The sequence below is a fragment of the Amycolatopsis japonica genome, assembly GCF_000732925.1.
In the GTDB taxonomy this organism is placed as follows: domain Bacteria; phylum Actinomycetota; class Actinomycetes; order Mycobacteriales; family Pseudonocardiaceae; genus Amycolatopsis; species Amycolatopsis japonica.
In genome coordinates this window covers 835,238-860,810 of the sequence record NZ_CP008953.1, presented here as the reverse complement: position 1 = coordinate 860,810, position 25,573 = coordinate 835,238, and the positions used below count along the sequence as shown (strand labels likewise).

At 67.7% G+C, this 25,573-nt stretch carries 28 protein-coding genes and 1 tRNA gene; 10 read left to right on the top strand and 19 right to left on the bottom strand.

The window, feature by feature from the left end; all coding sequences use genetic code 11:
* Positions 1–83: 83 nt before the first annotated feature.
* Positions 84–1,205 (top strand): coiled-coil domain-containing protein, encoded by a 1,122-nt coding sequence (locus AJAP_RS04350; protein WP_038508329.1) that lies wholly within the window; start codon positions 84–86, stop codon positions 1,203–1,205.
* Between the two features lie 84 nt (positions 1,206–1,289).
* Here the strand turns inward: AJAP_RS04350 and AJAP_RS04345 are convergent, their stop codons facing one another.
* Both AJAP_RS04345 and AJAP_RS04340 read right to left on the bottom strand, forming a co-directional pair.
* A complete protein-coding gene (locus AJAP_RS04345; RefSeq protein ID WP_038508328.1) occupies positions 1,290–2,615 on the bottom strand; it encodes an amidase in 1,326 nt (441 codons plus the stop codon).
* A 28-nt stretch (positions 2,616–2,643) separates the two neighbouring features.
* The gene (locus tag AJAP_RS04340) at positions 2,644–3,738 is read right to left on the bottom strand and encodes an alkene reductase (RefSeq protein ID WP_038508326.1); all 1,095 of its coding nucleotides are present in this window, start codon (positions 3,736–3,738) and stop codon (positions 2,644–2,646) included.
* Between AJAP_RS04340 and AJAP_RS04335 the strand changes: the two genes are divergently transcribed.
* Positions 3,737–4,219, top strand: a complete 483-nt coding sequence (locus tag AJAP_RS04335) for a MerR family transcriptional regulator (protein ID WP_051972338.1) — start codon at positions 3,737–3,739, stop codon at positions 4,217–4,219. The two genes, AJAP_RS04340 and AJAP_RS04335, sit on opposite strands and share 2 nt — an antisense overlap.
* Positions 4,220–4,225: 6 nt before the next feature.
* On the opposite strand, the gene AJAP_RS04330 is transcribed toward AJAP_RS04335, so the two are convergent.
* From AJAP_RS04330 to AJAP_RS04320, 3 genes are read right to left on the bottom strand one after another with little or no spacing between them, the layout of a single operon-like run.
* Positions 4,226–4,801 carry a TIGR03086 family metal-binding protein gene (locus AJAP_RS04330; protein ID WP_038508323.1) on the bottom strand — a complete coding sequence of 192 codons (576 nt, stop codon included), beginning with the start codon at positions 4,799–4,801 and terminating at the stop codon, positions 4,226–4,228.
* Entirely contained in the window at positions 4,798–5,289 is a 492-nt protein-coding gene (locus tag AJAP_RS04325; protein ID WP_038508320.1) for an SRPBCC family protein, read from the bottom strand. The genes AJAP_RS04330 and AJAP_RS04325 overlap by 4 nt, the downstream gene beginning before the upstream one ends.
* A gap of 29 nt (positions 5,290–5,318) precedes the next feature.
* Entirely contained in the window at positions 5,319–5,669 is a 351-nt protein-coding gene (locus AJAP_RS04320) for an ArsR/SmtB family transcription factor (protein ID WP_038508318.1), read from the bottom strand.
* A 277-nt stretch (positions 5,670–5,946) separates the two neighbouring features.
* On the opposite strand from AJAP_RS04320, the gene AJAP_RS04315 reads away from it, so the two are divergent.
* The 4 genes from AJAP_RS04315 to AJAP_RS04300 all read left to right on the top strand — a co-directional run bounded on the left by AJAP_RS04315 (position 5,947) and on the right by AJAP_RS04300 (position 10,332).
* Positions 5,947–7,188: a glycoside hydrolase family 3 N-terminal domain-containing protein gene (locus AJAP_RS04315; RefSeq protein ID WP_038508317.1), complete on the top strand. Its 1,242-nt coding sequence runs from the start codon at positions 5,947–5,949 to the stop codon at positions 7,186–7,188.
* 149 nt (positions 7,189–7,337) lie between these two features.
* Positions 7,338–8,276, top strand: a complete 939-nt coding sequence (locus AJAP_RS04310; protein WP_038508315.1) for an alpha/beta hydrolase family esterase — start codon at positions 7,338–7,340, stop codon at positions 8,274–8,276.
* 108 nt (positions 8,277–8,384) lie between these two features.
* Positions 8,385–9,089: a TetR/AcrR family transcriptional regulator gene (locus AJAP_RS04305; protein WP_038508313.1), complete on the top strand. Its 705-nt coding sequence runs from the start codon at positions 8,385–8,387 to the stop codon at positions 9,087–9,089.
* A 37-nt stretch (positions 9,090–9,126) separates the two neighbouring features.
* On the top strand, positions 9,127–10,332 hold the full coding sequence (locus AJAP_RS04300; protein ID WP_038508312.1) for a cytochrome P450: 1,206 nt from the start codon (positions 9,127–9,129) through the stop codon (positions 10,330–10,332).
* Here AJAP_RS04300 and AJAP_RS04295 read toward each other — a convergent pair.
* Both AJAP_RS04295 and AJAP_RS04290 read right to left on the bottom strand, forming a co-directional pair.
* Positions 10,329–10,970, bottom strand: a complete 642-nt coding sequence (locus AJAP_RS04295; protein ID WP_038508311.1) for a histidine phosphatase family protein — start codon at positions 10,968–10,970, stop codon at positions 10,329–10,331. The two genes, AJAP_RS04300 and AJAP_RS04295, sit on opposite strands and share 4 nt — an antisense overlap.
* Positions 10,971–11,067: 97 nt before the next feature.
* Positions 11,068–11,865 carry a TIGR03084 family metal-binding protein gene (locus AJAP_RS04290; RefSeq protein ID WP_038508310.1) on the bottom strand — a complete coding sequence of 266 codons (798 nt, stop codon included), beginning with the start codon at positions 11,863–11,865 and terminating at the stop codon, positions 11,068–11,070.
* Between the two features lie 128 nt (positions 11,866–11,993).
* Here AJAP_RS04290 and AJAP_RS04285 point away from each other — a divergent pair, with 128 nt between their 5' ends.
* Positions 11,994–12,440, top strand: a complete 447-nt coding sequence (locus AJAP_RS04285) for a heavy metal-responsive transcriptional regulator (RefSeq protein ID WP_037340753.1) — start codon at positions 11,994–11,996, stop codon at positions 12,438–12,440.
* A 109-nt stretch (positions 12,441–12,549) separates the two neighbouring features.
* On the opposite strand, the gene AJAP_RS04280 is transcribed toward AJAP_RS04285, so the two are convergent.
* Positions 12,550–13,677 (bottom strand): acyl-CoA dehydrogenase family protein, encoded by a 1,128-nt coding sequence (locus AJAP_RS04280; RefSeq protein ID WP_038508308.1) that lies wholly within the window; start codon positions 13,675–13,677, stop codon positions 12,550–12,552.
* Positions 13,678–13,754: 77 nt separating this feature from the next.
* The gene (locus AJAP_RS04275; RefSeq protein WP_038522369.1) at positions 13,755–14,306 is read right to left on the bottom strand and encodes a DUF4190 domain-containing protein; all 552 of its coding nucleotides are present in this window, start codon (positions 14,304–14,306) and stop codon (positions 13,755–13,757) included.
* Between the two features lie 224 nt (positions 14,307–14,530).
* Between AJAP_RS04275 and AJAP_RS04270 the strand changes: the two genes are divergently transcribed.
* On the top strand, positions 14,531–15,730 hold the full coding sequence (locus AJAP_RS04270) for a sensor histidine kinase (RefSeq protein ID WP_174491995.1): 1,200 nt from the start codon (positions 14,531–14,533) through the stop codon (positions 15,728–15,730).
* A gap of 30 nt (positions 15,731–15,760) precedes the next feature.
* On the top strand, positions 15,761–16,408 hold the full coding sequence (locus AJAP_RS04265) for a response regulator transcription factor (protein ID WP_038508305.1): 648 nt from the start codon (positions 15,761–15,763) through the stop codon (positions 16,406–16,408).
* Here AJAP_RS04265 and AJAP_RS04260 read toward each other — a convergent pair.
* The 10 genes from AJAP_RS04260 to AJAP_RS04215 all read right to left on the bottom strand — a co-directional run bounded on the left by AJAP_RS04260 (position 16,381) and on the right by AJAP_RS04215 (position 23,999).
* Positions 16,381–16,965 (bottom strand): DUF7010 family protein, encoded by a 585-nt coding sequence (locus tag AJAP_RS04260; protein ID WP_038508304.1) that lies wholly within the window; start codon positions 16,963–16,965, stop codon positions 16,381–16,383. The two genes, AJAP_RS04265 and AJAP_RS04260, sit on opposite strands and share 28 nt — an antisense overlap.
* Positions 16,965–17,801: an alpha/beta fold hydrolase gene (locus tag AJAP_RS04255; protein ID WP_038508302.1), complete on the bottom strand. Its 837-nt coding sequence runs from the start codon at positions 17,799–17,801 to the stop codon at positions 16,965–16,967. The genes AJAP_RS04260 and AJAP_RS04255 overlap by 1 nt, the downstream gene beginning before the upstream one ends.
* A 22-nt stretch (positions 17,802–17,823) precedes the next feature.
* A complete protein-coding gene (locus tag AJAP_RS04250; RefSeq protein ID WP_148311445.1) occupies positions 17,824–18,354 on the bottom strand; it encodes a hypothetical protein in 531 nt (176 codons plus the stop codon).
* 346 nt (positions 18,355–18,700) lie between these two features.
* Complete coding sequence (locus AJAP_RS04245) at positions 18,701–19,207, bottom strand: winged helix-turn-helix domain-containing protein (RefSeq protein WP_038508300.1); 507 nt, start codon at positions 19,205–19,207, stop codon at positions 18,701–18,703.
* Between the two features lies 1 nt (position 19,208).
* The gene (locus tag AJAP_RS04240) at positions 19,209–20,444 is read right to left on the bottom strand and encodes a sulfite oxidase (protein ID WP_038508299.1); all 1,236 of its coding nucleotides are present in this window, start codon (positions 20,442–20,444) and stop codon (positions 19,209–19,211) included.
* A gap of 81 nt (positions 20,445–20,525) precedes the next feature.
* A tRNA-Leu gene (locus tag AJAP_RS04235) sits at positions 20,526–20,599 on the bottom strand.
* Between the two features lie 39 nt (positions 20,600–20,638).
* The gene (locus AJAP_RS04230; RefSeq protein WP_228688245.1) at positions 20,639–21,139 is read right to left on the bottom strand and encodes a DUF4231 domain-containing protein; all 501 of its coding nucleotides are present in this window, start codon (positions 21,137–21,139) and stop codon (positions 20,639–20,641) included.
* Between the two features lie 77 nt (positions 21,140–21,216).
* Entirely contained in the window at positions 21,217–22,545 is a 1,329-nt protein-coding gene (locus tag AJAP_RS04225; RefSeq protein ID WP_005155795.1) for an NAD(P)/FAD-dependent oxidoreductase, read from the bottom strand.
* 84 nt (positions 22,546–22,629) lie between these two features.
* A complete protein-coding gene (locus AJAP_RS04220) occupies positions 22,630–23,322 on the bottom strand; it encodes a uracil-DNA glycosylase (protein ID WP_038508296.1) in 693 nt (230 codons plus the stop codon).
* A complete protein-coding gene (locus AJAP_RS04215; protein ID WP_038508293.1) occupies positions 23,319–23,999 on the bottom strand; it encodes an endonuclease V in 681 nt (226 codons plus the stop codon). Before AJAP_RS04215 ends, AJAP_RS04220 begins: the two co-directional genes overlap by 4 nt.
* A 28-nt stretch (positions 24,000–24,027) precedes the next feature.
* On the opposite strand from AJAP_RS04215, the gene AJAP_RS04210 reads away from it, so the two are divergent.
* A complete protein-coding gene (locus AJAP_RS04210) occupies positions 24,028–25,524 on the top strand; it encodes a S10 family peptidase (protein WP_038508292.1) in 1,497 nt (498 codons plus the stop codon).
* Positions 25,525–25,573: the final 49 nt, after the last annotated feature.

The following is a 25,573-nucleotide window of genomic DNA, read 5'->3' as shown; positions in this document are numbered from 1 at the left end:
GATCGCAGCTGAGAGACGACACACGTCGGTGAATCACCAAGCCTGACAACGGCGACCCCGCGTACGCAGGTACCGTCGTGGCCATGGTTCCCGAGCGAGACAACGGCCTGTTGCCCCTGCGGCGCGAGTACACCCAGGCCTGGCACGGCTTCGACCGGAACGAAGTGCGCCAGTATCTGGATCATCTCGAAGCCCAGCTGCATCGCGTGATCACCGACCGCGACGCCGCGATCGCGCAGGCGACCTCGGCCACGCGCGAACTCGAAACCGTTCGCCACGAGGTGGCGAAGCTGAACGCCAGGATCGAGGAACTGAAGAAGCCGCCGGAACGGCTCGAAGACCTCGACGAGCGGATGCAGCGCACCGTCACGCTCGCGCAGGCGCGCGCGGAAGAGATCACGAAGCGTGCCGAAGTCGCCGCCGAGAAGCACTGGGCTTCTTCGAGTGAAGCCTCGAAGAAGCTCCGCGAGCGCTACACGCGGCTCGTCGCCGAGCTGGACAAGCAGGCGGACGCGCTGCACTCCGAGCACGAATCCGCGCTCGCCGAGACGCGCGCCGAGGTCCAGCGGCTGACCGTCGAGGCCGCCCAGCGCCGGGAACTGCTGGACAACGAGGCCGAGCGCAAGCGCCGGAAGATCGAGCGCGAGTTCGAGCAGACGATCTCGGCGCAGAAGGCGGCGCACGAGAAGCACATCGCCGACCAGCAGACGGCCAGCAAGAACCAGGCCGAACGCCGGATCGCGGAGGCCACCGCGGAGGCGAAGCGCCGCATCGACGAGGCGACGAGCGAGGCCAAGCGCCGGCTCGACGAGGCCACGACGACGGCCGCCCAGCGCACGACGGCCGCCCAGCGGAAGGTCGAGCGGCTGGCCGAGATCCGCGAACAGGCCCGCAAGAGTCTCATGCAGGCCGACGAGGTCCTGAAGGGCAGCGAGGCGATGCTCGCCGCGCTGCCCGAGGAGTCGGTGATCCCGCACGCCTCGAAGCTCGTCGGCGGAGACAAGAAGGCCGAGGAAACGAAGCCGGCGGGTAAGCCTGCCGAGCCGCCCGCCTCGAAGGCGACGGCTCCGGCCGCCGCCAAACCCTCTCCCGCCAAGCCCGCTTCTTCGGCGCCTGCCGCCGCTGCGCCGAAGAACGGACAGAGCGAGCAGAACGGCCCGAAGGCGAACGGGCAGAAGCCGTCACCGGCCAAAACCGGCTCCTGACCAGCGCGAAGTAGCAAGGGACCTTTGCTACCACTCCCTTGTGGAGAGTGGTAGCAAAGGTCCCTTGCTCTCTTTCGGGCTCGGTCAGGAGGCGGTCGTGCGTGGCCAGGGATTGGCCGCTTCGAGCTGGGCGGCGAGGCCCAGTAGGAGCGCTTCCCCGCCGGGCGCGGCGACGAGCTGGACGCAGGCCGGGATGCCCGAAGGATGCGCGCCGATCGGCACCGACATCGCCGGATAGCCCGCGAGATTCCACAGCCCGGCGAAACCCGCCACACGCAGGGACGGCAGCACGTTGGCGATCCATCGGCTGTCGTGCCACGGGCGTGCCTTGAGCGGGAGGGTCGCGATCATGGGCGTGACCAGGACATCGTGGTCGGCGAAGAACTCTTCGGCACGCTCCAGCCAGCGCTCCCGGGTGGTCTCCCGGACGCGCTTGGCCATCAGCCGACCGAGCCGGACGTGGGTACGGGTCCGGGGCTGGAGTGCGCCGAGATCGAACTCGGCCGCTTGCTCCGCCGGGCCCGCGACCCAGCGCACGAGGAGGCCACCGATCGCTCCGGCGTTGTACCGCGGTGTTCCGGGCGCGACGGTGTGCCCAGCCTCGCGGAACAGCTCTCCGGCCCGGGTGACGGCCCGGCTGAACGCGCGCGGCAGCGGCGCCCTCGTCAACGGGACCTGGGTCGACAGGGCGATACGGGACCGCTTCGGCTCGGCGAGATCCGCCAGGCCGGGCCGTTCTGCGAGGACCGACATCAGCACGGCGGCGTCTGCCACCGTGGTCGTCATCGGACCGTGCGTGGACAGGCCGAACCAGCCGTTCTCCCCCGGTACGCGGACCACGCCTTTACCCGGTTTGAGACCGACGATCCCGCACATCGCGGACGGCAGCCGGATCGAGCCCAGACCGTCGGTGCCGTGCGCGATGGGCACGAGTCCGGCCGCGACGGCCGCGGCACTCCCGCCCGACGAACCGCCGGCGGCGTACGACGGGTTGCGCGGATTACGCGCCGTCCCGTCCGGATCGTCGCTCGACGGCCAGATGCACAGCTCCGGCACCCGGGTCAGGCCGACGATCACCGCACCGGCGGCGCGTAGCCGCCGCGCTATCTCACCGTCCTCAGTGGACAGCGTCGACGAGCCCGCTCGTGAACCCCACGAGGCGTATTCACCCTCGATCGGCGCGACGTCCTTGACCGCGACCGGCACCCCGGCCAGGGGCAGATCGGCCAGATCCGCGCGTTCGGCGACGGCGGCGGCCTCAGCGAGTGCTTCGTCGACCCGCACCCGGCGAAACGCGCCGACCACCCCGTCCGCCGCCGCGATCCGGGCCAACGCCTCACGCGTCACCTCGACCGGGTCGAGTTCCTTGGCGCGCACAGCCGCCGCGATTTCCACTGCCGTCTTGACCATCCCCGCACTGTAGAACGGGCGGCCAAGATCAGCTGCGCGCCGAACAGGCGAACTTCGCCGAGTCCGGTTCGAACGCCGGGAAATCGGTGTAGCCGTCGAGCCGGGCGCCGTAGTAGACGTCGTGATCCGCCTCGGCGAGCGGGGCGTGGAGAGCGAATCGGGCGGGCAGATCCGGGTTTGCGATGAACAACCTGCCGAAGGCGACCACGTCGGCCAGGCCGGCTCCGATCAAGGACTCCCCCTCGGCGCGGCTGGTCGGCTTCTCGGATCGCAGATTCGCGACGAGCGTTCCCGGCCACAAAGGCCGCAGGTGCGACAGCACTTCGACGTCAGGGGTATCGATGACGTGCAGGTACGCGAGCTCGTACCGGCGGAGTTCCGCGAGCAGTCGTGAGTACACCTCCTTCCAATCGTCTTCCACGATGTCGTTCTCCGGGTTGCCCGGCGAAATACGCAGAGCGACCCTGGCCGCACCGATCCGCTCGGTCACGGCCGCCACCACCTCGAGCGGGAAGGTGAGCCGGGCGGCGATCGAGCCGCCGTAACGGTCCCCCCGGAGGTTGGTGTTGCCGGCGAGGAACTCCTGGATGAGATAGCCGTTGGCGCCATGGAGTTCCACACCGTCGAATCCCGCCTCGACGGCCCGGCGAGCCGCGTCGGCGAAGTCCTGGACGACCTCGCCGATCTCCTCCTCGCCGAGCGCGCGGGGTTCGACGGTGTCCGTCCAGCCGCCGGCCGAGAAGATCCGTCCGGCCTGCCGGACCGCCGACGGTGCCACCGGTGTCCGGCCCGTCACGCCGGGGTGGCTGACCCGTCCCGCGTGCCATAGCTGCGCGTAGATCCGACCGCCTTCCTCGTGCACGGCCGCCGTCACCTCACGCCATGCCTCGGCCTGCTGCTCTGTCACCAGTCCTGGGATTCCCGGGCCGCTCTTGCCGGTCTTGTTCACCCAGATGCCTTCGCTCACGATCAACCCGGCGCTCGCACGTTGCGAGTAGTACTCGGCCGTCAGCGGATGTGGCACGCCGGTGAGATCGTCGGCGCGACCCCTGGTCATCGGAGCCATCGCCACGCGGTTCGGCAGCTGGATCGCGGTACTGCGGAACGCTTCTAGCAACCTCATGAACGCGAAGCTAAACCCTGACACCGGCGTCACGGTCAACCTCGGTTTCCGCGGCTACTGTGGACTCATGCGGATCGGCGAACTGGCGAAGCGAACCGGGGTGAGCGTCCGCTCGTTGCGGTACTACGAAACGGAAGGCCTGCTGCGACCCGACCGATGCGGCAACGGCTACCGGACCTTCACCGAAGACGACATCGCCAGGGTGCTGCAGATCCAGCTCTTCTATTCGGCCGGGTTGTGCAGTGGCAAGATCGCGGAACTCCTTCCTGGTGTTTCCGGGGACCATACGCATTTGGTGCCCTCGCCGGAGATGACCGGCGAACTGGAGATCGCCAAGACCCGCATCCAGAACCAGATTTCCTTGCTCACCACCTCTCTGTCGGTTCTGGAACGTGTCCTGGCCGCGGCCAAGGGGACCGATACCGCCGCGGTACCGGTTCCCGCCCGGCCCGTCCGGCGACATCGCGGGATCCATGTCTGACCCGTATCAGGCGTTCGGGTTTCGGCCCATCAGTCCGAGCAGCCTGTCCTGCAAGGGCGCGTCTTCGGGCACCTTCACTTCAGGGCCGAAGACGACGATCCCGGGCCCGAACGCGCCCGGGATCCTCATCTGTTCGGGGATCGCCTGCGCTTCCGGCCACATCCGCGCGACCTCCTCCGGATCGATCGTGTCGTCCTGACCGGTGGCCCTGGCCAGGTCCCAGCCGTGGATGATCATGTCGGCACTGGCGACTTGATCGATGTGCTGTTCGGCGGTCAACTTCCCCGACGGCGTCTCCTGCTCCGTGGCCGCGAGCACGGGATCGCCGAGGATGGCTTCGACGTCGGCGCGAGCCGCCCGGAAGGCCCCCAGCGGGTCGTCCAGGAGCGAGGGCGCCGGCCCAAGGGCGCGTCCGAAGGGCCTCAGCATGGCGCCGTGCATGTCGATGATGTGCTCGACGACATCTCTGGCGTTCCACTCCTCACAAGGAGACTGGTTCTCCCATTGCCCGGCCTCGACGGCGGCGATCTTGCGCTCGAAGGCGTCGGCCCTGACGCGGTAACGGTCGGCGATGGCGTTCATCGTGCTCCCACCTTCACCGGAGCGGCCACGAGCTCGGCCAGCTTGTCGAAGCCTTCGCCGACGCCACGCTCCATCCCTGATTCGAGTACGGCGTCCCGGATCCGCTTCGAGCCGTACCGCACCACCTGGGTCAGCGTGGTGACCCCGTCGTGTTCGACCAACGTCAGAGTCGCCAAGGCCTGACCTTCCGCTGCCTCGCAGTCCTCGTTCGTCTCGAGGGAGATGAGCCGTCCCGGACGGTCGATCTCCTGGTAGACGCCCTGCAGCAGCATCTCCATCCCGCCGTGGCGCAGCCGGTAGCGCCATCCGCCGCCGACCCGCAGGTCGATTTCGCATTCGACGACCTCGCAGTCACGGGGACCGAACCAACGGCGTACCAGCTCGGGTTTCGTCCACGCGTCGAACACCAACGCCCTCGGTGCGTCGAAGGACCTCGTCATGACGATCTCGTGATCGCCGGATTTCGTCACGCTGAGAGTTCGTCCCATCGTGCTGTTCCTTTCCGGTCGTGCGGTGGTCAGTCGGTCTCGCCCCGGCGTTCCGAGTGCTGGATCTCCCCTTCCAGAACGAGATCCAGCTCCGTGAAGGCCTCGTCCCAGTAGCGACGGTAGCCGCCGATCCATTCATTCGCGTTCTTCAACGGCTGGGCCACCAGCCGGCAGGGGCGGCGCTGAGCATCGCGCCCCCTCGCCACCAGTCCCGCCCGCTCCAGCACCTTCAAATGTTTGGAGATGGCGGGCTGGCTCATCGCGAACGGCTCGGCCAGTTCCGTCACCGTGGCCTCCCCACGCGCGAGCCGGGCGAGGATCGCGCGGCGGGTGGGGTCGGCGAGCGCCGCGAAGGTGACATCGAGCAGATCTTGTGCCACGGTCGCCCGCCTTCCATTTCGGCCGTTCTAGCCGTTCTCACGAGTTTCGACTTCTCACGATCGTTCGTTTCGATGGCCACTGGATAACCTTGCGGTTCCATAACCATTTGGTAATCTACGGCGGAGCAGATCGAACTGTCAAGTCCGGACATCCGCTTGACGAGGGAGAACACGGAAGAGGAAGGAGGTGGGACCGAAGGTCCAGCAGTCGCGCTCACGCACCAAAGGGCACGCAAGCGCGTACGAAAGGGCAAGTCGGGTTACCGTCGATACCGGCATGGACGACGAACGAAACGAGCCGATGAACTCCGGGCGACCGAAGACGACGAAGCGATGGACGACCGTCATCCTGGGAGCCGCGACCGTTCTGCTCACCAGCGTGCAGTGCGGTACGGCGAACGACGAGGCCGGATCCGCGCAGCCGGCGGGGACGGTACCTCCGCCGCGCAGCAGCGTCGCCTCAGCCCCACCCAGCTCCAGCAAGCCTTCACCCTCGCCGTCACCGAGGGCGGAGCAGGCGCCCGTTCCAGGCTGTGAAGCCGTCATCGCCGGGATGAGCCCCCGGCAGCGGCTGGCCCAGCTGGTGGTGGTCGGCGTGAACGCCGGTGACCCGCAGGCGGCGGTGAAGCTGGTACGCGATCAGCAGATCGGCGGGATCTTCCTCGGTGGCAACGAGACCGCCCTCTTGCGGAACCGCGCGTTGGACGAGGTCCAGCGTGCGGCGAAGGTCCCGGTATCGGTGGCGATCGACGAGGAAGGCGGCCGCGTCCAGCGGATCGACGCCCTCGACGGCGACATGCCGAGCGCACGGAAGATGGCCTCGACCCTGACACCGGCACAGGTGCGAGCGAAGGCGGCCGAGCGAGGGCGGCAGATGCTGGCCCGTGGCGTCACCGTCGACTACGCGCCCGACGCCGACATCACCGATCAGCCGGACCGCGACATCGTCGGCGACCGGTCGTTCGGCGCGAACCCGGAAGTCGCGCGCAAGCACATCCTGGCGTTCGCGCAGGGTTTGCGGGACGCCGGAGTGCAGCCGGTACTGAAGCATTTCCCCGGGCACGGGCACGCCAGCGGGGATTCCCACAAGGGATTGGTGCGGACGCCGCCGCTGGCCTCGTTGCGGAAGGTCGACCTGGTTCCGTACCGAGACATCGGCGAGTACGGCGAAGTCGGCGTCATGGTCGGACATCTGGACGTGCCCGACCTGACCGGCGGTACTCCGTCGACCCTGTCGGCGGCGGCGTACCGGCTGCTGCGGAAGGACTACGCGTTCGACGGTCCGGTGATCACCGACGATCTCGGGGCGATGAAGGCGATCACGTCGCAGTACCCGCTGCAAACGGCTGTGCTCAAGGCATTGCAGGCGGGGGCGGATCAGGCGTTGTGGTCCTCTGGTGGCAACGTCGGCACGGTGCTCTCCACGCTGGAGCAAGCGCTGGCGTCCGGCGATCTCCCGGCCGCCCGGGTCGACGAGGCCTTGACCCGCGTGCTCACGGCGAAACGCGCCTGCGGCTGACCGACCGCGGCCCAGGCCGGTCGATCAGACGGACCACCCGGCAGGGTGACGTGAAAAGCGGTCCGAAAACTCAATGAACACAATGCTGACCAGGCCCGCGTCAGGAGTGACCCTGATCACCGCCCTGCCGCCCGATCAAGGAGGATCGCGTGCCTGGTCCCACGAAATACCTGCGCCGTCTCGCGCTGATGGCCGCCGCCGCTGCCGGACTGAGCCTGCTCGCCGCTCCGACGGCGTCGGCCACGCCGTCGCCGGTCGACCATCCGGTGCCGACGACCGGCTGCCGGCTGCCGTCCCCGGTCCCCGCCGGGGCGACGACGCTGCGGACGTTGACGTCCGGCGGCCTGGTCCGCGAGTACACGGTGCACGTGCCGGCGCAGTACCGGTCTTCACGGCCGTACCCGCTGGTGTTGTCGTTCCATGGACACAAACGGACGTCGAAGTATCAGGAGGAGCTGTCCGGATTTTCCGCGTATGACGCGATTTCCGTCTACCCGCAAGGACTTCCGGGTACGGACGGGGAGTCGGCGTGGACCGGCGCGCCGTACTCGGCGGCCGCGGACGACGTGCTCTTCACCAGTGATCTGCTGAACACACTCCAACGTGAACTGTGCGTCGACCCCCGCCGGATCTACGCGACAGGCAAGTCGAACGGCGGCGGGTTCGTCGGCGTCCTCGCTTGCCGGATGCCGGGCCGGATCGCGGCGTTCGCCCCGGTCGCCGGCGCGTTCTACCCGCAAGGCGGCGAGTGCCACCCGTCGCGCCCCGCGCCGATTCTCGATTTCCACGGCACGGCCGACGCGACGATCCCCTACACCGGAAACCCCGCGAAGGGCCTGCCGACACTGCCGGACTGGCTCGCGGCATGGGCAGACCGGAACGGCTGCTTCCCGCGGCCGATCCAGTACTCGCCGAAAGCCGACGTGACCGTTCAGCGATGGCTTGGTTGCTCGCTCCAGCACTACCGGGTCGAAGGTGCCGGGCACGTTTGGCCGAGCACCACACCGAACAACGACTCCGCCACTCCGACCGTCATCGACGCGACCCCGGTCATCTGGAAGTTCCTGCTCGCCCACCGTCTGCGTTAAGAACTCGTCGATTTCCTTGCCGGAACCCGCCGCCCGGCGCTACCGTCGAACCTGACCGGATGACCAGATGAGCAAATCTGGTCACGAAGTCAGACTCTGGGAGCGCACGTGGCAGAACGTCCGGACCGCACCGCCGGTCGCGCCGATCGCATCCTCGACGCGGCCGGCGTCCTGCTGTCGCGGCTGGGCTATCGCAAGGTGACCATCGAGGACATCGCGAGCCAGGCGGGCATCGGGAAGGGCACGATCTACCTGCACTGGCCCACCAAGGAAACCCTCTTCCACGCGCTGCTCCTGCGTGAATCCCTCCTTGCCGCCGAGAACCTTCTCGAAGGGCTGGAAGAAGACCCGGCGGAAGTCGTCCCGCATCGGTTCCAGCGGGCCGCTTTCCTGTACACCCAGCGAAACCCGTTGCTCTGCGCGCTCATCACCGGCAACACCGAACTGCTGGGCCGGTTGAAGAAACATCCCTTGCAGGATCAGGACACGGTCGTGACCGAGCGGTACCTGAAGACGATGACCGACCGGGGCCTGCTGCGCGACGACATCCCGAACCTGCTGTTTTCCCTGCGTGCTTCGGCACTGGGGTTCTACCTGATGGACAGCTTCACCGGCGACGGCGCCGACCTCACCATCGAAGAGAAGGCCGACGCTCTCGCGCACATCATCCGGACGGCGTTCGAGCCGCCGGAGCCACCGTCCACCGCGAATCTGGCCGCCACCGCTGCCGAAGTGATCCAGGCGTTCCAGGATCTGATCTCGTCCTATCGCGCCTGGATCTACCGGAAGGACGGCCCCGAGGAGCCCGCTTGATCCGCGCTCCTCCACCACGAGAAGAAGGGGGCAAGCCATGACCACGATCGCCGAAACCTGGGGCGTCCACGAAGCCCAGTTCTGGCTTCGGGACGAATTCCCGGCCGATCCGGTCCGTTTCGACGCCGAGACGGGCATGTGGAACGTCTACGGCCACGCCGAGGCGTTGAAGACCCTGAGTGATCCCAAGGTGTTCTCTTCCGACACCACCCGGCTGATCCCCAAGGAGATCTCGCCGGACAAGGACCTGTTCGTCGAAGGCAACCTGCTCCAGATGGATCCTCCGGATCACAAGAAACTGCGCACGCTGGTGAGCCACGCCTTCACGCCGAAGGTCGTGGCGGATCTCGAACCGCGCATCGCCGCTTTGACGAACGAACTCCTCGACGCGGTCGACGGCGCGGACTCGATGGAACTGGTGACCCATCTGGCCTATCCGCTGCCGGTGATCGTCATCGCCGAACTTCTCGGCATCCCGGCGAGCGATCGCGACCTGTTCAAGGAATGGGTCGACACGTTGCTGCGGAACAGCCAGCAACGGTCGTTGATCAAGCAGACCGAAGAGGACAAGAAAGCCGCGGAGGAAACGTCCGCGCAGGTGAAGAACCTGGTGAACTACCTTTCCGAGCACGTCGACGATCGACGGCGGAATCCGCGCGAGGACCTGCTGACCAAACTCGTCGAAGCCGAGGTCGACGGCACGAAACTCACGCAGAACGAAGTCGTCAACTTCGCGAACGTGCTGCTGCTCGCCGGGCACATCACCACCACGATGCTGCTCGGGAACACGGTGCTGTGCCTGGATTCCCATCCGGACGAGTACCGGCGTGTCCGTGCGGACCGTACGTTGTTGCCCGCCACCATCGAGGAATCCCTGCGGTTCCTCAGCCCGTTCGCGCTCGTCGCCCGCGCCACGACGACCGAAGTCGAATTGGGTGGCCAGACGATCCCGGCGGACAGCATGCTCGGTATCTGGGTCGCGGCGGCGAACCGGGATCCGCGCACCTTCACGGATCCGGGCGTCTTCGATCCGGCGCGGGCGCACAACCCGCATCTGGCCTTCGGACGCGGGATCCATTTCTGCATCGGCGCCCCGCTCGCCAGGCTCGAAGGCAAGACGGCGCTCAACATCCTGCTGGACCGTTTCCCGGATCTGCGCACCGACCCGGCCGTTCCGCCGTCGTTCATCCCCAGCCCGCACATGACCGGGGTGAACGAGCTCCGGCTGCTGTTGAAGCCCTAGAGGTCGGCGAACCGGGACGCGAGCGGGACCACCATGCGCGGAATCCGCTTCCCGGGTGTGTACCGCAGTTCGGTGATGTTGCCGTTCGGCACGACGTAGGTGTCGGCGAAGGTGCGGAATCCGCGCATGGCCGCGCTGTCCGGGGTGGTGGTCCCGGTCAGCAGTGACCACATGACCGCGCGGATGAAGAGCCCGTGCGTGAAGACGGCGATCGGCCCGGGTTCCCGTTCTCCCAGCCGTGCCAGGAATTCCTGGGTCCGGCCGAAGAGGGCCGCGAACGATTCCGCGCCGTTCACCGCGTGGTGCGGATCGGCACGGGACCAGTAGGCCTCCGTGTACGGCTTGCGGGTGGCGGTGGTGGTGACCTGTCCATGGAGTTCGCCGAGGAAGGTGAACTCCTGGACAGGCCACTCCTCACGTTCCGCCTGGGGGAACCGCTCCATCGTCGGCTCGGCGGTCTGCCGCGCCCGTAAGAACGGCGACGTCACGATCAAACGAGGCGGTTCGGCCAGCGAATCCGCGATTTCGACGGCCTGCCGCCTGCCGAGTTCGGTCAACGCCGAAGCACCCGGTTCGCCGCCGGGAAGCCCCGCGTTGGATTCGCTTTCGCCATGTCGGATCAGCCACACCCGTGCCACGATCGCCTCCTAGACCCCGTGTGCCATCGACGATCGCACCGAGCGGAGCCGACCGCGACTTCCAGGATGCCCGATCACCGCGAAGGTGGCGGGATCTTCACCGGCCGAACTGTCCCGGTGAGCGTCCCTCGCCCGCCGGACCGCGGTACGCCTGCGCGATGTCGAGCCAATGGTCCGCCAGCGCGCCCTCGGCCCGGACGTCGAGGTCGTCGCGGTGACGGCGCCGCGTGACCAGCAGACAGAAGTCCTCCGCGCTCCCGGTGACGCGCTGCCGGGAGTCCTCGGGCCCGAACGTCCACAGCTGCCCGGACGGCGCGGTGATCTCGAACCGGAACTCCTGCTCCGGCGGGGTCAGGCCCCGGGCCTCGTAGCCGAAGTCCCGGACCCGGACGGCGAAACCGACGAGGTACGCGAGCCGGTCCGTCCGCTCCGGCCGCACTCCCAGCGCGTCCGCGATGTCCTGGCCGTGGGCGAACAGCTCCATCATCCCGGCGCAGGCGAGGATGGCCGGCGGCAGCGGGTTGACCAGCCACGGGACGACCTGGTCCGCCGGGACCGCGGCGAGCGCCTTGATCCCGGCGTCGCGTTCGGCACGCCAGCGGCTGAGCACGACCTCGTTGGGGTCTCCGAGGTAGTCGTCGAGGGCCGCGTTGACCGCGGCGTCGAAACCGCGCGCCATCGAACTCTTCATGACTTCGGCGAACCTCTGCGGCTCGCTCGCGGACAACCCGGCGATCTTGAAGATGAAGGAGAGATGCGCGATCTGATGTTTGACCGACCAGCCCGCCGCGGGTGTCGGCAGCTCCCACCCCGTGTCGTCCAGGCCGGCCACCAGGGCATCGACCTGTTCGCCCTCCGTGGTGAGGTCCCTGATCACGTACCGGAAGTCAGTCACCGTGCCGTCCTCTCGCCGTTTCCACCCTTTCGAATGATGCGGACGCGCCGGGCCGTCGTCTTCTCTTCGTGAGCCCCGTCGAATTCGGACTTGATTCTGGAGCCGGGTCCAGGTTCTACCCTCGGATCATGCGAACCGAAGCGGCGAAGGCGCTGACGGCGTTGACCATGTCCCAAGTGACCTCTCGCGCCGGAGTCCGGCCGGACACCGTGCGCTACTACGAGCGCATCGGTCTTCTGCCCGCGCCCGCGCGGACGACCGGGGCACACCGGCGCTACGACGAGGACGTCATCGACAGGCTGCGGTTCATCCGCGGCACCCAGCGGCTCGGGCTGACGCTGACGGAGATCGGTGACCTGCTGAGCGTGCGCGACACCGGGGTGTGCCCGTGCGAACCCGCCGAAACCATGCTGGAACGCCATCTCGCCGAAATCGAAGCGGAGATGGCGCGCCTCGGCGAGCTGCGCGCCGAGCTCACTTCCCTGCTGTCCGGGATGTCCGGCGACGAATGCGCCGATCCGCTTCCCGGCGCCTGGTGCCCGCCCGAATGCGGACCCGAGGGAGGAGGTGGATGACCATGCGGAACGACGACTGGTGCGATTGCGACTGCTGCGGCAGCGGCTGCTGCTGACCCGCTCCGGCGGGACCGGCCGGGCTTGACGTCACCCGGCCGGCCATCCGAGGTCAGTCCTGCGGCAGAAGCACGGTCTTCCCGATCCGGTCCTTGCTGACTTCGGCCGAATAGGCCATCAGCCCGCCCGCCTGCGCGTCCCGGAACAGCCGCTGGATCGGCGAAGTGCGCAGGAAGCCCGAACCTCCGCCCGCTTTCAGCGCGACTTGGGCGACGTCGCGGGCGATGTCGTTCGCGAGCACCTTCGCCGTCATGGTCGTGGGCAGGAACTCCGGCGAGTTCTGATCCGCCAGCCACGCCATGTTCCGGGCGTACATGAGCGACGCTTCGAGACGGGCGTGAACGTCCGCGACTTCGAACTGCAGCCATTGCATTTCGGCGAGCGGCTCCCCGGTCGCCGGGATGACGCGGCTCCGGGCGTGCGAGATCAGCGCCTGCTCCGCCGCGTCGGCGATCCCCAGTGACAGGAAGGCGAGGCCGGCCGCGATGTGGTTCGGCCGCTGCACGGTCGGTGGCGGGCACCGGCGGTCCTCCCGCAGGACGGTGCCTTCGAACGAGACGAGCTGGCTTCGGCTGGCGCGCAAACCCATCGTGTCCCAGATGGGCACGAAGGTCATCGTGTCGTCCGGCGCCACGCCGAAGAACGTGGGCACGCCGCCGACGAGCGCGTTGACCAGGAAGTGGTCGGCGACCTCGCAACCGGAGACGAATCGCTTGGCACCGGTGAGCCGGTACCCGCCGTCGACGGGCTCGGCGACCTGTTGCGGCATCAGGAACATGTTGCCGCTGCTCGGTTCCGACAGCGCGTTGGCGAAGCGCTTGCCGCCGATCAGCTCGTCGGCGTAGAAGCGACCCACATCGGGGGCGGACAACTGGGCGAGCCCGACGGCGGCGCCGATGTGCATCACCCAGATACACGCCGTCGAAGAACAGGCCGCGCTGAGGATCCGGACGATCTCGCCGTAGGTCCGATAACTGAGGTCCTCACCGCCGAACTCCGCGGGCAAGGTCGCCCCGTCGAGTCCGGTCGCGTGCAAGGCACGGAGGTTGTCGATGGGAAGCTCGGCCGTTTCGTCGAACTCGGCGGCGCTCGCGGCGAAGTCCTTCGCCAGTTCGGTGACGGTTTCGATCCAGTGACGTTCGTCGGCGGGTGGGGCGAACGGATGGACGGGCTCGGTCATGACCGCATCATGCCGGAAACGCGAAGGCCTCCCCGCCACCCCGAGAATGGCGAAGGAGGCCTTTCACGGTCCGACCGTCACACTCCGGTGCAGGCGGCCATCGCGAATTCGCCGGAAGCGGTCTTGGTGGAAACCACCGCGCCGTCGACGGTGATCTTGCAGGTGACGGATCCACCGGTCTCGCCGGTCGTGACGGTGAGCGTCCCGCCCTTGTAGACGCCCTTGTTCTCGACTTCCTTGTTCCACGGCAGCGCCGGGACGGTCTCCGTGACGGGGTTGAGGACCTCGCCGTAGATGACCTCGACGTTCGTGGCGTCGCCGGTGATCTCGTAGGACACCTTCGCGGTGCGGTTGATTTCGTTGTTGACCTCGTCGACCGCCGCGTTGAACACGAAGATCCACACCACGCAGACCACGAGGCCGAGCGCGGACAAGGCGATACCGGTGATGGAGAGCCCCTTGTTGGAGGCTTTCCCGTTCTTGACGCGGATCAGCCCGATGATCGAGAAGATCAGGCCGAGGATCACCAGCGGCCAGGCGATGACGCCGACGAACGGGATCGGGGAGAAGACCAGCCCCACCAGGCCGAGGACGAAGCCCGTGACGCCGATGCCGTTGCGGGGCGGCATCGGGCTGGCGGGGGCTTGCGGGGCCGGCGTGTAGGGGGTTTGCTGGGTCACGGGGGATTTTCCTTTCCAAAGGGATGAACGAGGCGGCATACAACCAGCGATCGCGAGGTGTCCGCGTCGTCCTCGGCGCGCGAACCCGGTACGACGAAAGTCGTAATCCACGCGCCGTGAAGGACCGCTTCCGCTGATGCCTCCGGCCAAGCGGGTTTGCGTACGCTCAGCGCATGGCAAGGCGTGTGCTCGGTGTGGTGCTCACCGTCGTGGCGGTCGCGGCGTGCGTGATCAGCAGCATTTTCGTCTTCAGCGCCCAGGGTTACCTTCCGGCGACGCAATCCTTCGACCCGACGTGGTGGTCCACGCTCGGTTTCCTCACCGGGATCGCGGCCGCGGTCATGCTCTGCTGGCGGCACAAATGGCCGGAACTCGTCCTCGGTATCGCCTTGGTGCCGCCGCTCTGTTTCCGGTCCGACGCGCTGGCCGCGTTGGTCGCCCTCGCCGCCTTGGCCGCGCGCCGCCGCGACCGCGTCCTGTGGAGCGGGTCCGTCCTGGTCTACGTCGCGACCGCGTGGGCGTTGTTCGGCGACGCCAACCGCCATCCCGACGTGACCGTCGCGGGGCAGATCGTCGGCAAGCAGTTCTCCGCCGTGCAGCTGATGGGGACGTTGACGGTCGCCGTCGTGATGACGGCCGTGCCGCTCACCGTCGGAGTCGTCCGCGGGATGCAGGACACGCTCGCGATCCGTGAGGCCAAGGAAGAAGAACTCCGCGCCGAAATGACCCGCCGCGCGGAACGCACCCGGATCGCGCGCGAGATGCACGACGTCCTCGGGCATCGGCTCTCGCTGCTGTCCTTGCAAGCCGGTGCGCTCGAAGTCAGCAAGGGGCCCGCGACGACGGAGGCGGCGAAGACCGTCCGCACGACCGCGCGCCAGTCGCTCGAAGATCTGCGGCAGGTCATCGGGGTCCTCCGTGATGGCCAGGGTTTCGGCGAAAACAGCGAGAACGGAATCCATCCGGAGCCGCCGCAGCCGACGCTGGCGGACATCCCCGAACTCGTCGCCAATGCCCGCCGGGCCGGTTTGGGGGTCAACGTGACGATCCTGCTCGACGACGCGGGCGGCGCGCCGGCCTTGCTCGGCACGACCGCGTACCGGATCGTGCAGGAGTCGATGACCAACATCCTGAAACACGCTCCGGGCGCGACGGCCGACGTTTCGGTTCGCGGCGGGCCCGGGAACGGGCTCACCGTCGAGGTCGTCAATCCGCTGCCCGCGATCGCCGCGGCGGGAAAGCCGCCGGGCGCGGGCGCCGGACTGGCCGGGATCGGTGAGCGTGTCACGCTGATCGGCGGGAACGTCAGCGCGGGCCCCACCGAAGAGCGCACATTCGCCGTCCGGGCTTGGCTACCGTGGGGACACCACTAACCTGTCCGGGTGAACCAGCGCCCACTGCGAGTGCTGCTCGTCGACGACGACCCGCTCGTGCGAACCGGTTTGTCGATGATCCTGTCCAGCACGGGCGACATCGAGGTCGTCGCGGAAGCGGGCGACGGGGACGAAGCCGTGCCGAAGGTGTCCATGCACGCGCCCGACGTCGTGCTGATGGACATCAGGATGCGGCGGATGAACGGCCTCACCGCGACCGCCGCGGTCACCGCGCTGCCCAATCCGCCGAAGGTTCTCGTGCTCACCACCTACGACCTCGACGAATACGTCTTCGACGCGCTCGGCGCGGGCGCCAGCGGATTCCTGCTGAAGGAGGGCTCGCCCCAGGAGATCATCGACGCGGTGCGCGTGGTCGCGGCGGGTGAGGCGATGCTCTCGCCGAGGACGACGCGGAAACTCATCGGGCATTTCGTCGCGACCAGGACGAGCCCGCGCCGTCATCGGGCGCGAGCCGGGCTGGGCACCCTGACCGAACGCGAGCGGCAGATCGTCACCGCCGTCGCTCAAGGCGGGACCAACGCCGAAATCGGCGTGGAACTGCACTTGAGCGAGGCGACGGTGAAGACCCACATCACCCGGATCTTCGCGAAACTCGACGCGACCAACCGGGTCCAGCTGACGATCTTCGCTTACGAAGCCGGGCTCGTCGCTCCCTGACCTTCCGTCGCGAGCAGCCCGGCGGCGACGGTCCCCCAGAGCACCACGGCGCCTCCGAAGCCGGGCAGGAGCTGCCAGGCCGCGGCCCAGCCCGCGATCGCGAGCACGGCGGCCAGCACGGCGACAGCGCACAACAAGGCGCTCAGCACCAGGAAACGCCGTGAGCCGAACAATTTCGCGAACGGCAGGAAGTGCAGGCCGACCACGAAGAGCACCCAGGCGGGCACGGCTTCGGGAAGGTCGAAAACCGCCGAGAGCACCCTGGCCCCGGCGAAGATCCCCACCAGCATGAGCAGCACGGCGATCCCGTACTGCTTGCCGAACGGGCTTTCCTCCCGGCCGCCGCCCGCGGGCAGCCCGGCGCCCCGGCGGGCGGTCAGGACCAGCCAGCCCACCAAGCCCAGCACCGCGACGATGCCCACGACGACCAGCGGCGTCGATCCGTCGCCGACGGAGGAGGCACCGAAGAACCACCATCCGGCACCGAATCCCACACCGATCGCGGAACTGATCAGCAAGGTGATCAGATGCCCTTTGGTGAACCGCGCGTCCGTCATCACGCGAGCCCGGCGAGGATGGCGGCGGCCTCCTGCGGATGCACGAGGAAACGGACGTGGCTGCTCGTCAGCGACCGCACGTCCGTCGCGTTGCCCGGGGTGAGCGCGTCCGCCTCCTTGATGAAACGGTCCTGCAGCGCGAGCGGCATCGACCGGTCTTCGGTGAGCCTGATGTAGGTGCGCGGGATCCGGCCCCAAGTGGCGGCGTCGGCGAGTTCGGTCCCGGCGTCGAGGCTCTCGTCCGGTTCGAGAGTGTTGAGGTAGGCGAAGAATTCCTGGTCGGTGCCGTCCTCGATCATCGCGGTCTTCAACGCGGCCAGCAGCGCGGGATCGGCGGTGCGCCAGTTCATCCGGAGCGCGCCGAGTTCGGCCGGATTCGCGACGACGACCCCGCCGACGTCGTTCAACGCGCTGCTCGCGTACTCGGGCCCCTGCATGTACTTGCCCACCGTCGCGTCGACGCAGCACCACGCGGAGATGTAGACGATCCGGTCGATCAGCTCCGGGACGGCGTTCGCGACGCCGGTGAGCGGCAGCCCACCGCGGCTGTGCCCGACCAGGATGACGGGACCGTGCTCGGCGACCTTGCGCACGACGTCCACCACCTGCTCGACGGCCTCGGCCAAGGTGGCGCCCGCCTGGCTCGACGGCGCCGTGGCCAGCGCTTCGAGGTCTTGCGGCGCCTGGTAAGCGGGGTGGAAACCGGCGGCGAAGCCGTGTCCGGGAAGGTCGACGGCCAGCGTGCGGTGGCCGAGCAGGGCGAGCTCGCGTTGCAGCGGTCCCCAGGTGAACGAGGCGCTGTTGGAACCGTGGAGCAGGACGTAAGTGGGATTCACGGTTCGATCTTCCCATCCCGCATCAGCGCTTCTGGACGAAATACACCTTGTCATCCGTCACGGCGCCGACCTGGATCGTCACGTCTCCCGGTGCGTCGACGAACCCGACCCTGAACGTGAGTTCCTTGCCCGGCAGGATGTCCTGGCTCGGTGTCCCGCCGAGGCCGGCGTTGGTGTCGAAGACCTGCTCGGCGCTGGTGTTGCCCATGGTGGCTTGAACGAGCAGCATCGCCGCGGACCACGGCTTGTCCGAGTGGTTGACGACCGTCACCTGATAGCTCGTCGCCTTCGCATTCTGAGCCGGAGCGGCGTATTCACCGGTGGTGAAAGCCTTCGGGTCCGAGACGGTGATGTCCACGGCAGTGCCTCGATGGGTTTCTCCCACGGCGTACATCTGGCCGCTGGCCTTCTTGTCCGATTCGGGCAGACCGAGCTTTTCGTTCAGTTCCTTCACCGCCGCTCCCTGGGCGATGACTGTGAAGACGACGGCCAGCACACACAAGACAACGCCGATGGCGGCGAGGATCTTCTTCGAGCCGAAGAGCGCGATCACGCCGAGGACGAACCCGACACCGGCGACCACGGCCGTGAGGTTGTTGAAGAAGATGATCGGAGAGCCGACGACACCGACGATGCCGAGAATGAGCGCGGTCCAAGCGAGTCCCGCGAACTTCGTGGGACGCGGAACCGGATGGGCCGTGGGTACGGGCGATGGCGGGTTCGGGGCGTACATGTCAGACATCTCCAAGAGATCGAGGGCGACCGCTTAGAGGCCGCGGATCAGCCGAGTGTCTGACAATTCGAGAAAGTGTCGCGTTGTGTTACCTCGGAGGATCCCTCGTCATCGCACCGTAACCAATAACGACTTGAGTGAGTGACTGACGCACCGAGATCGTCACTCAGTCCGCGATGAGCACCTGGCCTGCCCCGTCGAACCGGTAACCGACCCCGCGCACCGTCGCGATCGGTGTCAGCACGGGTTCCAGCTTGCCGCGGATCTTGCGGACGTGGACGTCCACGGTCCGGACGTTGCCGCCGGACAGACCCCACACCCGCTCCATCAGCGTGATGCGGTCGAAGACGCGGTCCGGATTCCGGCTCAGGAACAGCAGGAGGTCGAACTCGAGCCTGGTGAACTCCAGTACCTCGCCGCGCAACAGCACTCGCCGCGAATCCGGCTCGATCCGCAGCGGCGGGCCGGACTCACTGGATCGCCGCCGTCCGGCGAGTTCGACGACCTGGCCGGTTTGGACGGTCCGTGCCGTCAGCGTCACACCGACAGTGTCCTCAAAGGACTCAAGTAGGCGTGCGGCGATAGTGGCGGCGTGCTCGGAGTCGGTGCTCACTCGCAACGCCAGGGTCAGCTCGACGGTCGGCTCGATGCTCACCGCGACCGACTGCGTCATCTCACACCACCCGGACCGGATGCCGGACGACGGCGTCGAACAGGTAGCCCTGGGTGTTGTGCGGGGTGACCTCGGGCTGGGTGACACCAGTGATGTCCGTGGCTCGCGCCCGCAGCGTGTGGACACCGGGAACACCGGCGCGCCAAGGGATCTCCCAGCGCTGCCACCCTCGATCCGCCGCCGCGCCCACGAACTTCGCCTGCCGCCAACCGCTTCCGGTATCGACGTCGACCCGCCTGATCCGGCCGTTGCCCGACCACGAGCGCCCGCGCAGCACCTGCCTGTCACCGGCCGCGAACTCGGCGTTCCAGGGCAGTTCGAACGCGCTCTTGACCACCTGCCGGGTCACGAGCGTGCCCTCCGCCGGATAGTCCGGCCCGAGCAGCCGGTAGTACTGCGTGTTCCACGGGGACACCAGTGGCGTTTCGGAGACTTCGATGCGCCCCAGCCATTTGATCGACGAGATCCCGGCCCAGGAGGGTACGACGAGCCGCACCGGATGGCCGTGATCCGGCGGAAGCGGGTGGCCGTTCATCTCGTACGCCAGCAGAACGTCCTGCAGCGCCTTCGCGACCGGTAGCGGACGGCGCACCTTTCCCAGGTTGACCCCGCCGGTGACGTAATCGGCGTCCAGCCCCTCCGGCAGGACGTCGACCGCGTTCCGCGTCAGGCCCGCTTTGGCCAGCACCGTGGCGAGCCGGACACCACGCCAGCGCGCGACGCCGATCGCGCCGAGCTTCCAGGCCGTGCCCGACACCGTTTGCCCTTGCTGGCTGGTGAAGTAGCTCCGTCCGTTGCCCGCGCATTCGATGGCGGAAGTGATCGTCTCCGACGGCAAGCGGAGCAGATCCCGGTAGCTGAACTCGACGGGCCCACCACTCAGCCCGCTCCCGAAGAGCTTCAGCCGCCAGGTGCCGACGTCGATCGTCGGAGTGGCGGTGTGGTTTCGCACGAAGAACCGCTCGACCGGAGTCAGGTAGCCCTGGCCGCTCAGCGCCTCCCAGCGCGTCTCCGCGTTGGTGCCGTAGACCTCGAAGATCTCCGGCGGCAGGGGTTTCACGATCGGTGTGGCCGCCGATGCCGTGCCGGACGGAAGCGCGCCGAGCGCCGTCAGCGCGAGTGAGCCGCCGGCCGTCAGCTGGAGCATCCCGCGCCGCGACAGCGCCTTCCCCGCCCGCCATTGCTCGATCCGCGTGCGGTCATAGGTGGCTTCGTCGGTCAGGCCGGTTCCGGTCATGCGGCTCATTGTCGGCAGCGGCCGACCGCGCGGACCAGCATGTCCACAGAGCGGAACACTTCAGGTCCGGGACGCCGTTCGTGCCCCGGACGGGGATCGAACCCGCACTGTGTCGATTTTAAGTCGACTGCCTCTGCCAGTTGGGCTACCGGGGCACGGGTCAGCCTAGGCGATGCCACAACCGAGGCGATGACCTAGTTCGCCTTGTCGGCTTGGCGATACTTCAGCCAGCTGTTCCCGACGAGGTCCCAGATCGCCTGGTACTGGTCGAATCTCTCGCGCAACACGGCCTGATCGAGCTCTTCGGGCGGCGTCGAAGCGATGTAGTAGGTCAGCTCGTCACGCAGCCGGTAGAACTTGTACTGGCCTTCTTCCATCAGCACCCACAGCGAACGCCACGCGAAGAACGGTTCGAGCACGTTCACCACGGTGACGACGGCGACCAGCGCGAACGCCGTCCCCGTCCACGGATTCAGATTCTGCAATCCGAGGATGATCGTCGAGGTCGCGGACAGCAGCAGCGCCAGTACCCGCAGGATGACCGACCTCGTCCGGAACCGGCGTTTGCGGATCCGCGCGTACTTCGTCCCCTGTTCGATCCGCTCCACGAGGTCGTGGGCGAGTTCGAGCGGGGTCAGCCCCGGCCGGGGAAGGGCGGATTGGATGGGCGGCTTCAACTTCCGGAATGCCTGCACCGGCACACCTTAAACGCCGTGAAGGCCTCCTTCCCTACGTTCAAGGTAGGGAAGGAGGCCTTCACGGAACTACGAAATCAGGACTTCGACAGCCGGTCGAACTCTTCGCGCGGGTTGTTGATCTGGCCGAGCGAGATGACCTCGCGCCGGAACAGGCCACCGAGCATCCAGTCGAACAGGATGCGGATCTTGCGGTTCCACGTCGGCATCGCCTTGAGGTGGTACGCGCGGTGGAAGAGCCAGGCCGGGAAGCCCTTGATCTTCAGGTTCAGCGCGTCGGCGACACCCTTGTGCAGGCCGAGGCTGGCCACCGCACCCAGGTTCTTGTGGTAGTAGTCCTTCGGCTTGCCGCCGCGGATCACCTTGATGATGTTCTTCGACAGCAGACGCGCCTGGCGCACGGCGTGCTGCGCGTTCGGCGGGCAGGTAGCGGTCGGATCCTGCTCGGTACGCGAGAGGTCCGGCACGGCGGCGTTGTCACCGGCGGTCCAGACGTCGGGGTGCCCGACGACCTGCATCGCGGCGGTGGCCTCGACACGGCCGCGCTTGTCCAGCGGCAGGTCCGAGCTGGCGAGCACCGGGTTCGCCTTCACGCCGGCGGTCCAGATGATCGTGTCGGTGTCGAATTCGGTGCCGTCCGAGAGCACGACGTGGCCGTTCTCGAACGACTTCGCCGCTGTCGACAAATAGACTTCGATTCCGCGCTTCTCGAGCTGCTCGACGGTGTACACACCGAGCGTCTCGCGCACCTCGGGGAGGATCCGCCCGGCGGCCTCGACGAGCACCCAGCGGATGTCCTCGACCTTGAGGTTCGGGTAGTAGTTCTCCACCGCGAACCGGGTCATGTCCTCGAGTTCGGCGAGCGCTTCGATACCGGCGAACCCGCCGCCGACGACGGTGAACGTCAGCAGGCGCTTGCGCTGCTCGGGATCGAGCGTGCTGGCGGCCTCGTCCAGCTTCGTCATGACGTGGTTGCGCAGGTAGATCGCCTCGCCGATGGTCTTGAAGGCGATACCTTCTTCGACCAGGCCCGGGATCGGCAGGATGCGCGCGACGGCGCCGAGGGCGACCACGAGGACGTCGTAGTTCAGCTGCTCGACGTGCCCGTCGGCGGCCTCGACCGTCACGGCTTTGCGCTCGTGCTCGATCTTCGTCACGCGCGCGGTGAGCACGTGGCAGCGCTTGAGCACGCGCCTCAGCGGCACGACCACGTGCCGCGGTTCGATCGCACCGGCCGCCGCCTCGGGCAGGAAGGGGGCATAGGTCATGTGCGGCTGCGGATCAACGACCGTCACGGACGCTTCGTTGGCCCGGAGCATCTTCTGGAGCCCGTACGCCGTGTAGAGCCCGACGTACCCACCACCAAGGACGAGGATCCGTGTCGGTTCCGACTTAACACCAGCCATATTCCTATAGTCGCACCCATCTGCTGAGATCGCTCGCAGACCCCATCCGGCTGTGACCAGCGTCGCCACGGTTTCCGCACCGATTCAGTTCAGGCCGGCCGCCGAGGTCGCGGAGGCCAGGACGTCGCACACCATGTCAAGCGTCAGGCGGCCGGTCTGGACATTGCGCTGCGACACGTGGTAACAGCCGAAAAGACGCAGGTCGCCGAGTTCTGCTTCCACCCCGTGCCCGAACTTCGGGCGTGGCGCGGGCACCGGCCAGCCCGCCTCCGCGAGCACCGGCAGCAACGCCTGCCAGCCGAACGCGCCGAGCACCACGACGGCCTTCAGTGTCGGTTTCAGCAACGCGAGTTCGGCCGCGAGCCACGATCGGCAGGTCTCCCGTTCCTCAGGTGTGGGCTTGTTGGCGGGTGGCGCGCATCTCACCGGGGAGACCATCCGGGTGCCACGCAGCTCGAGCCCGTCACCTATATGGGTCGAGGTCGGCTGTGACGCCACCCCGACCCGGTGAAGCGCCTTGAAGAGAACGTCACCGGACGGGTCGCCGGTGAACAGGCGGCCGGTCCGGTTCGCGCCGTGCGCCGAGGGAGCCAGTCCGACGATGGCCAATGACGCGTCCGGCGGGCCGAAGCCGGGCACCGGCCGGGCCCAGTAGGTCTCGCCGGCGAACGCCGCCCGCTTGACCACGGCGATCTCCTCACGCCAGGCGACCAGCCGCGGGCAGGCACGGCAGTCCACGACCTCGGCGTCGAGTTCGACGAGCGAACGGAACCTCATAACGCTTCTTTCAGGGTGTCTCGGGCGAGGCGGTCGGCGTGCCGGGTCGTCTCCGGCTGACGGAACGACGGTGCCAGCCGCAGCACCTGGCGGCACGCGTTCTCCAGCGAGATCTTGTGGCCGACGGAGACGTAAACGGGCTTCACGCCGTCCTGGGTGCGCAGGACCGCGCCGACGACCTCGCCCCCGTCCAGCAGGGGTGCCCGCGAGCCACGGGTGCCGCCGGGTTCGTCGTGCTCGCCGACGAACCGGGTCTTGCCGACCCCGATGGACGGCAGGCCCGTCACGACCCCGACGTGGCAGGCGAGCCCGAACCGGCGCGGGTGCGCCAGGCCGTGCCCATCGCAGACCAGCAGATCGGGGACGTGATCGAGCGCGCGGAGGGCGTCGAGCAGCGGAGGAAGCTCACGAAACGCGAAAAGGCCCGGTTCGTACGGGAACGAAACCCGGGAAACGACCGATCGCTTTTCCACGACGCGGAATCCGGAGGTTTCGAGGGTGACGGCGGCCGCGGCGATCAGGCCGCTGCCCTCGTCGTACGCGACGTCCAGCCCGGTGACCGTGACGATCTCTTGTGGACAGCGATCCTCGAGATCGACCAGGCCACGCAGGGTTTCCTGGATCTCGATCGCCTGCCCGGGCGTGCTCGGGCGATCATGCGCCGTGACGATGTCCACTCCTACAGACTGCCAGTAAGTTGGAGGCATGCCGGACACGAATCCCGATTCGAAGGCCACCGACGAGAAGGACACCCCGTCGGTGGAAACCAAGGTCGAGCCGACCGACGACCTGGTCACCACGAAGCACACGCTGACGCTCAAGCGCAAGAAGCTCGCCTACACGGCTCAGACCGGGCGGATCGTGCTGCGGAAGGAGGTCATCACCGACGGCAAATCCGAAGGCCACAAGGCCAAGGCCGAGGTGTTCCTGACCTCCTACACGCTCGACGACGCGGAGCCCGGTTCGCGCCCGGTCACGTTCGCGTTCAACGGCGGGCCCGGCTCGGCGAGTGTCTGGCTGCACATGGGCCTGCTCGGCCCGCGCCGCGTGCTTTCGGGCGATGTCGACGACCCGGTCGCGCCGCCCTACGGGCTGACCGACAACCAGGAAACCCTGCTGGCGCACAGCGACCTGGTGTTCATCGACCCGGTGTCGACCGGCTATTCCCGCGCCGTGGACGGCGAGGCGGCCAAGGAGTACCACGGGTACACCGCCGACATCGAGTCCATCGGCGAGGTCATCCGGCTGTGGGTCTCGCGCAAACAGCGCTGGCTGTCGCCGAAGTTCCTGGCAGGCGAGTCGTACGGCACGCTCCGCGCGGCCGGGCTGGCGTCGCATCTGCAGGAACGCCACGGGATGTACTTCAACGGGCTCCTGCTGATCTCGTCCGTGCTGGACCTGGGCACGCTGCGGTTCACCGAGGGCAACGACCTGCCGTACTCGCTCTACGTGCCGACGTACGCGGCGATCGCGCACTACCACGGGCTCCACGGCGACCGGCCGCTCGACGACGTCCTCGCCGACGCCGAGGACTTCGCGGCCAAGGAACTCCCCTGGGCCCTCGCCCGCGGCGCCCGTCTGTCCACACAGGACCGCGCGGAAGCGGTTGCGACGCTCGCTTCACTGACCGGGCTGAGTGAGTCCTATGTGGACCGGGTCAACCTGCGGATCGAGCACGTCCGGTACTTCACCGAACTGCTGCGTGACAAGGGCCTGGTCGTCGGCCGGATGGACGGCCGGTTCACCACCTGGGAGCCCGACGGCGGACGCGAGCACATGAGCGACGATCCGTCGATCTCGCGGATCATCGGCGCCTACACGGGCGGGCTCAACCACTACGTGCGGGCCGAACTCGGCTACGAGAACGACCTGCCGTACGAGATCCTCTCGACGGACGTCTTCAAAGCCTGGTCGTACTCGGACTTCGAGGGGCGCTCAGTGTCCTCTGTGGACTCGCTCGCCTCGGCCATGCGGGCGAACCCGCACCTTCGGGTGCACGTCGCCTTCGGTCACTACGATGGCGCGACGCCGTACTTCGCTTCGGAGCACGTGTTGGCGCGACTGCAGATTCCCGAGGAACTGCGGGAGAACATCGACACGGCGTACTACCCGGCCGGGCACATGATGTACGTGCACGAGGAGTCGCGGGTGCGGCAGGCGAAGGACCTGGCTAAGTTCATCAAGGCCGCTTCGGGAAAGTAGCCACCCGCGGCCACGTCGCTGACCACAGATGCCATGAAAGGTCCTTTCC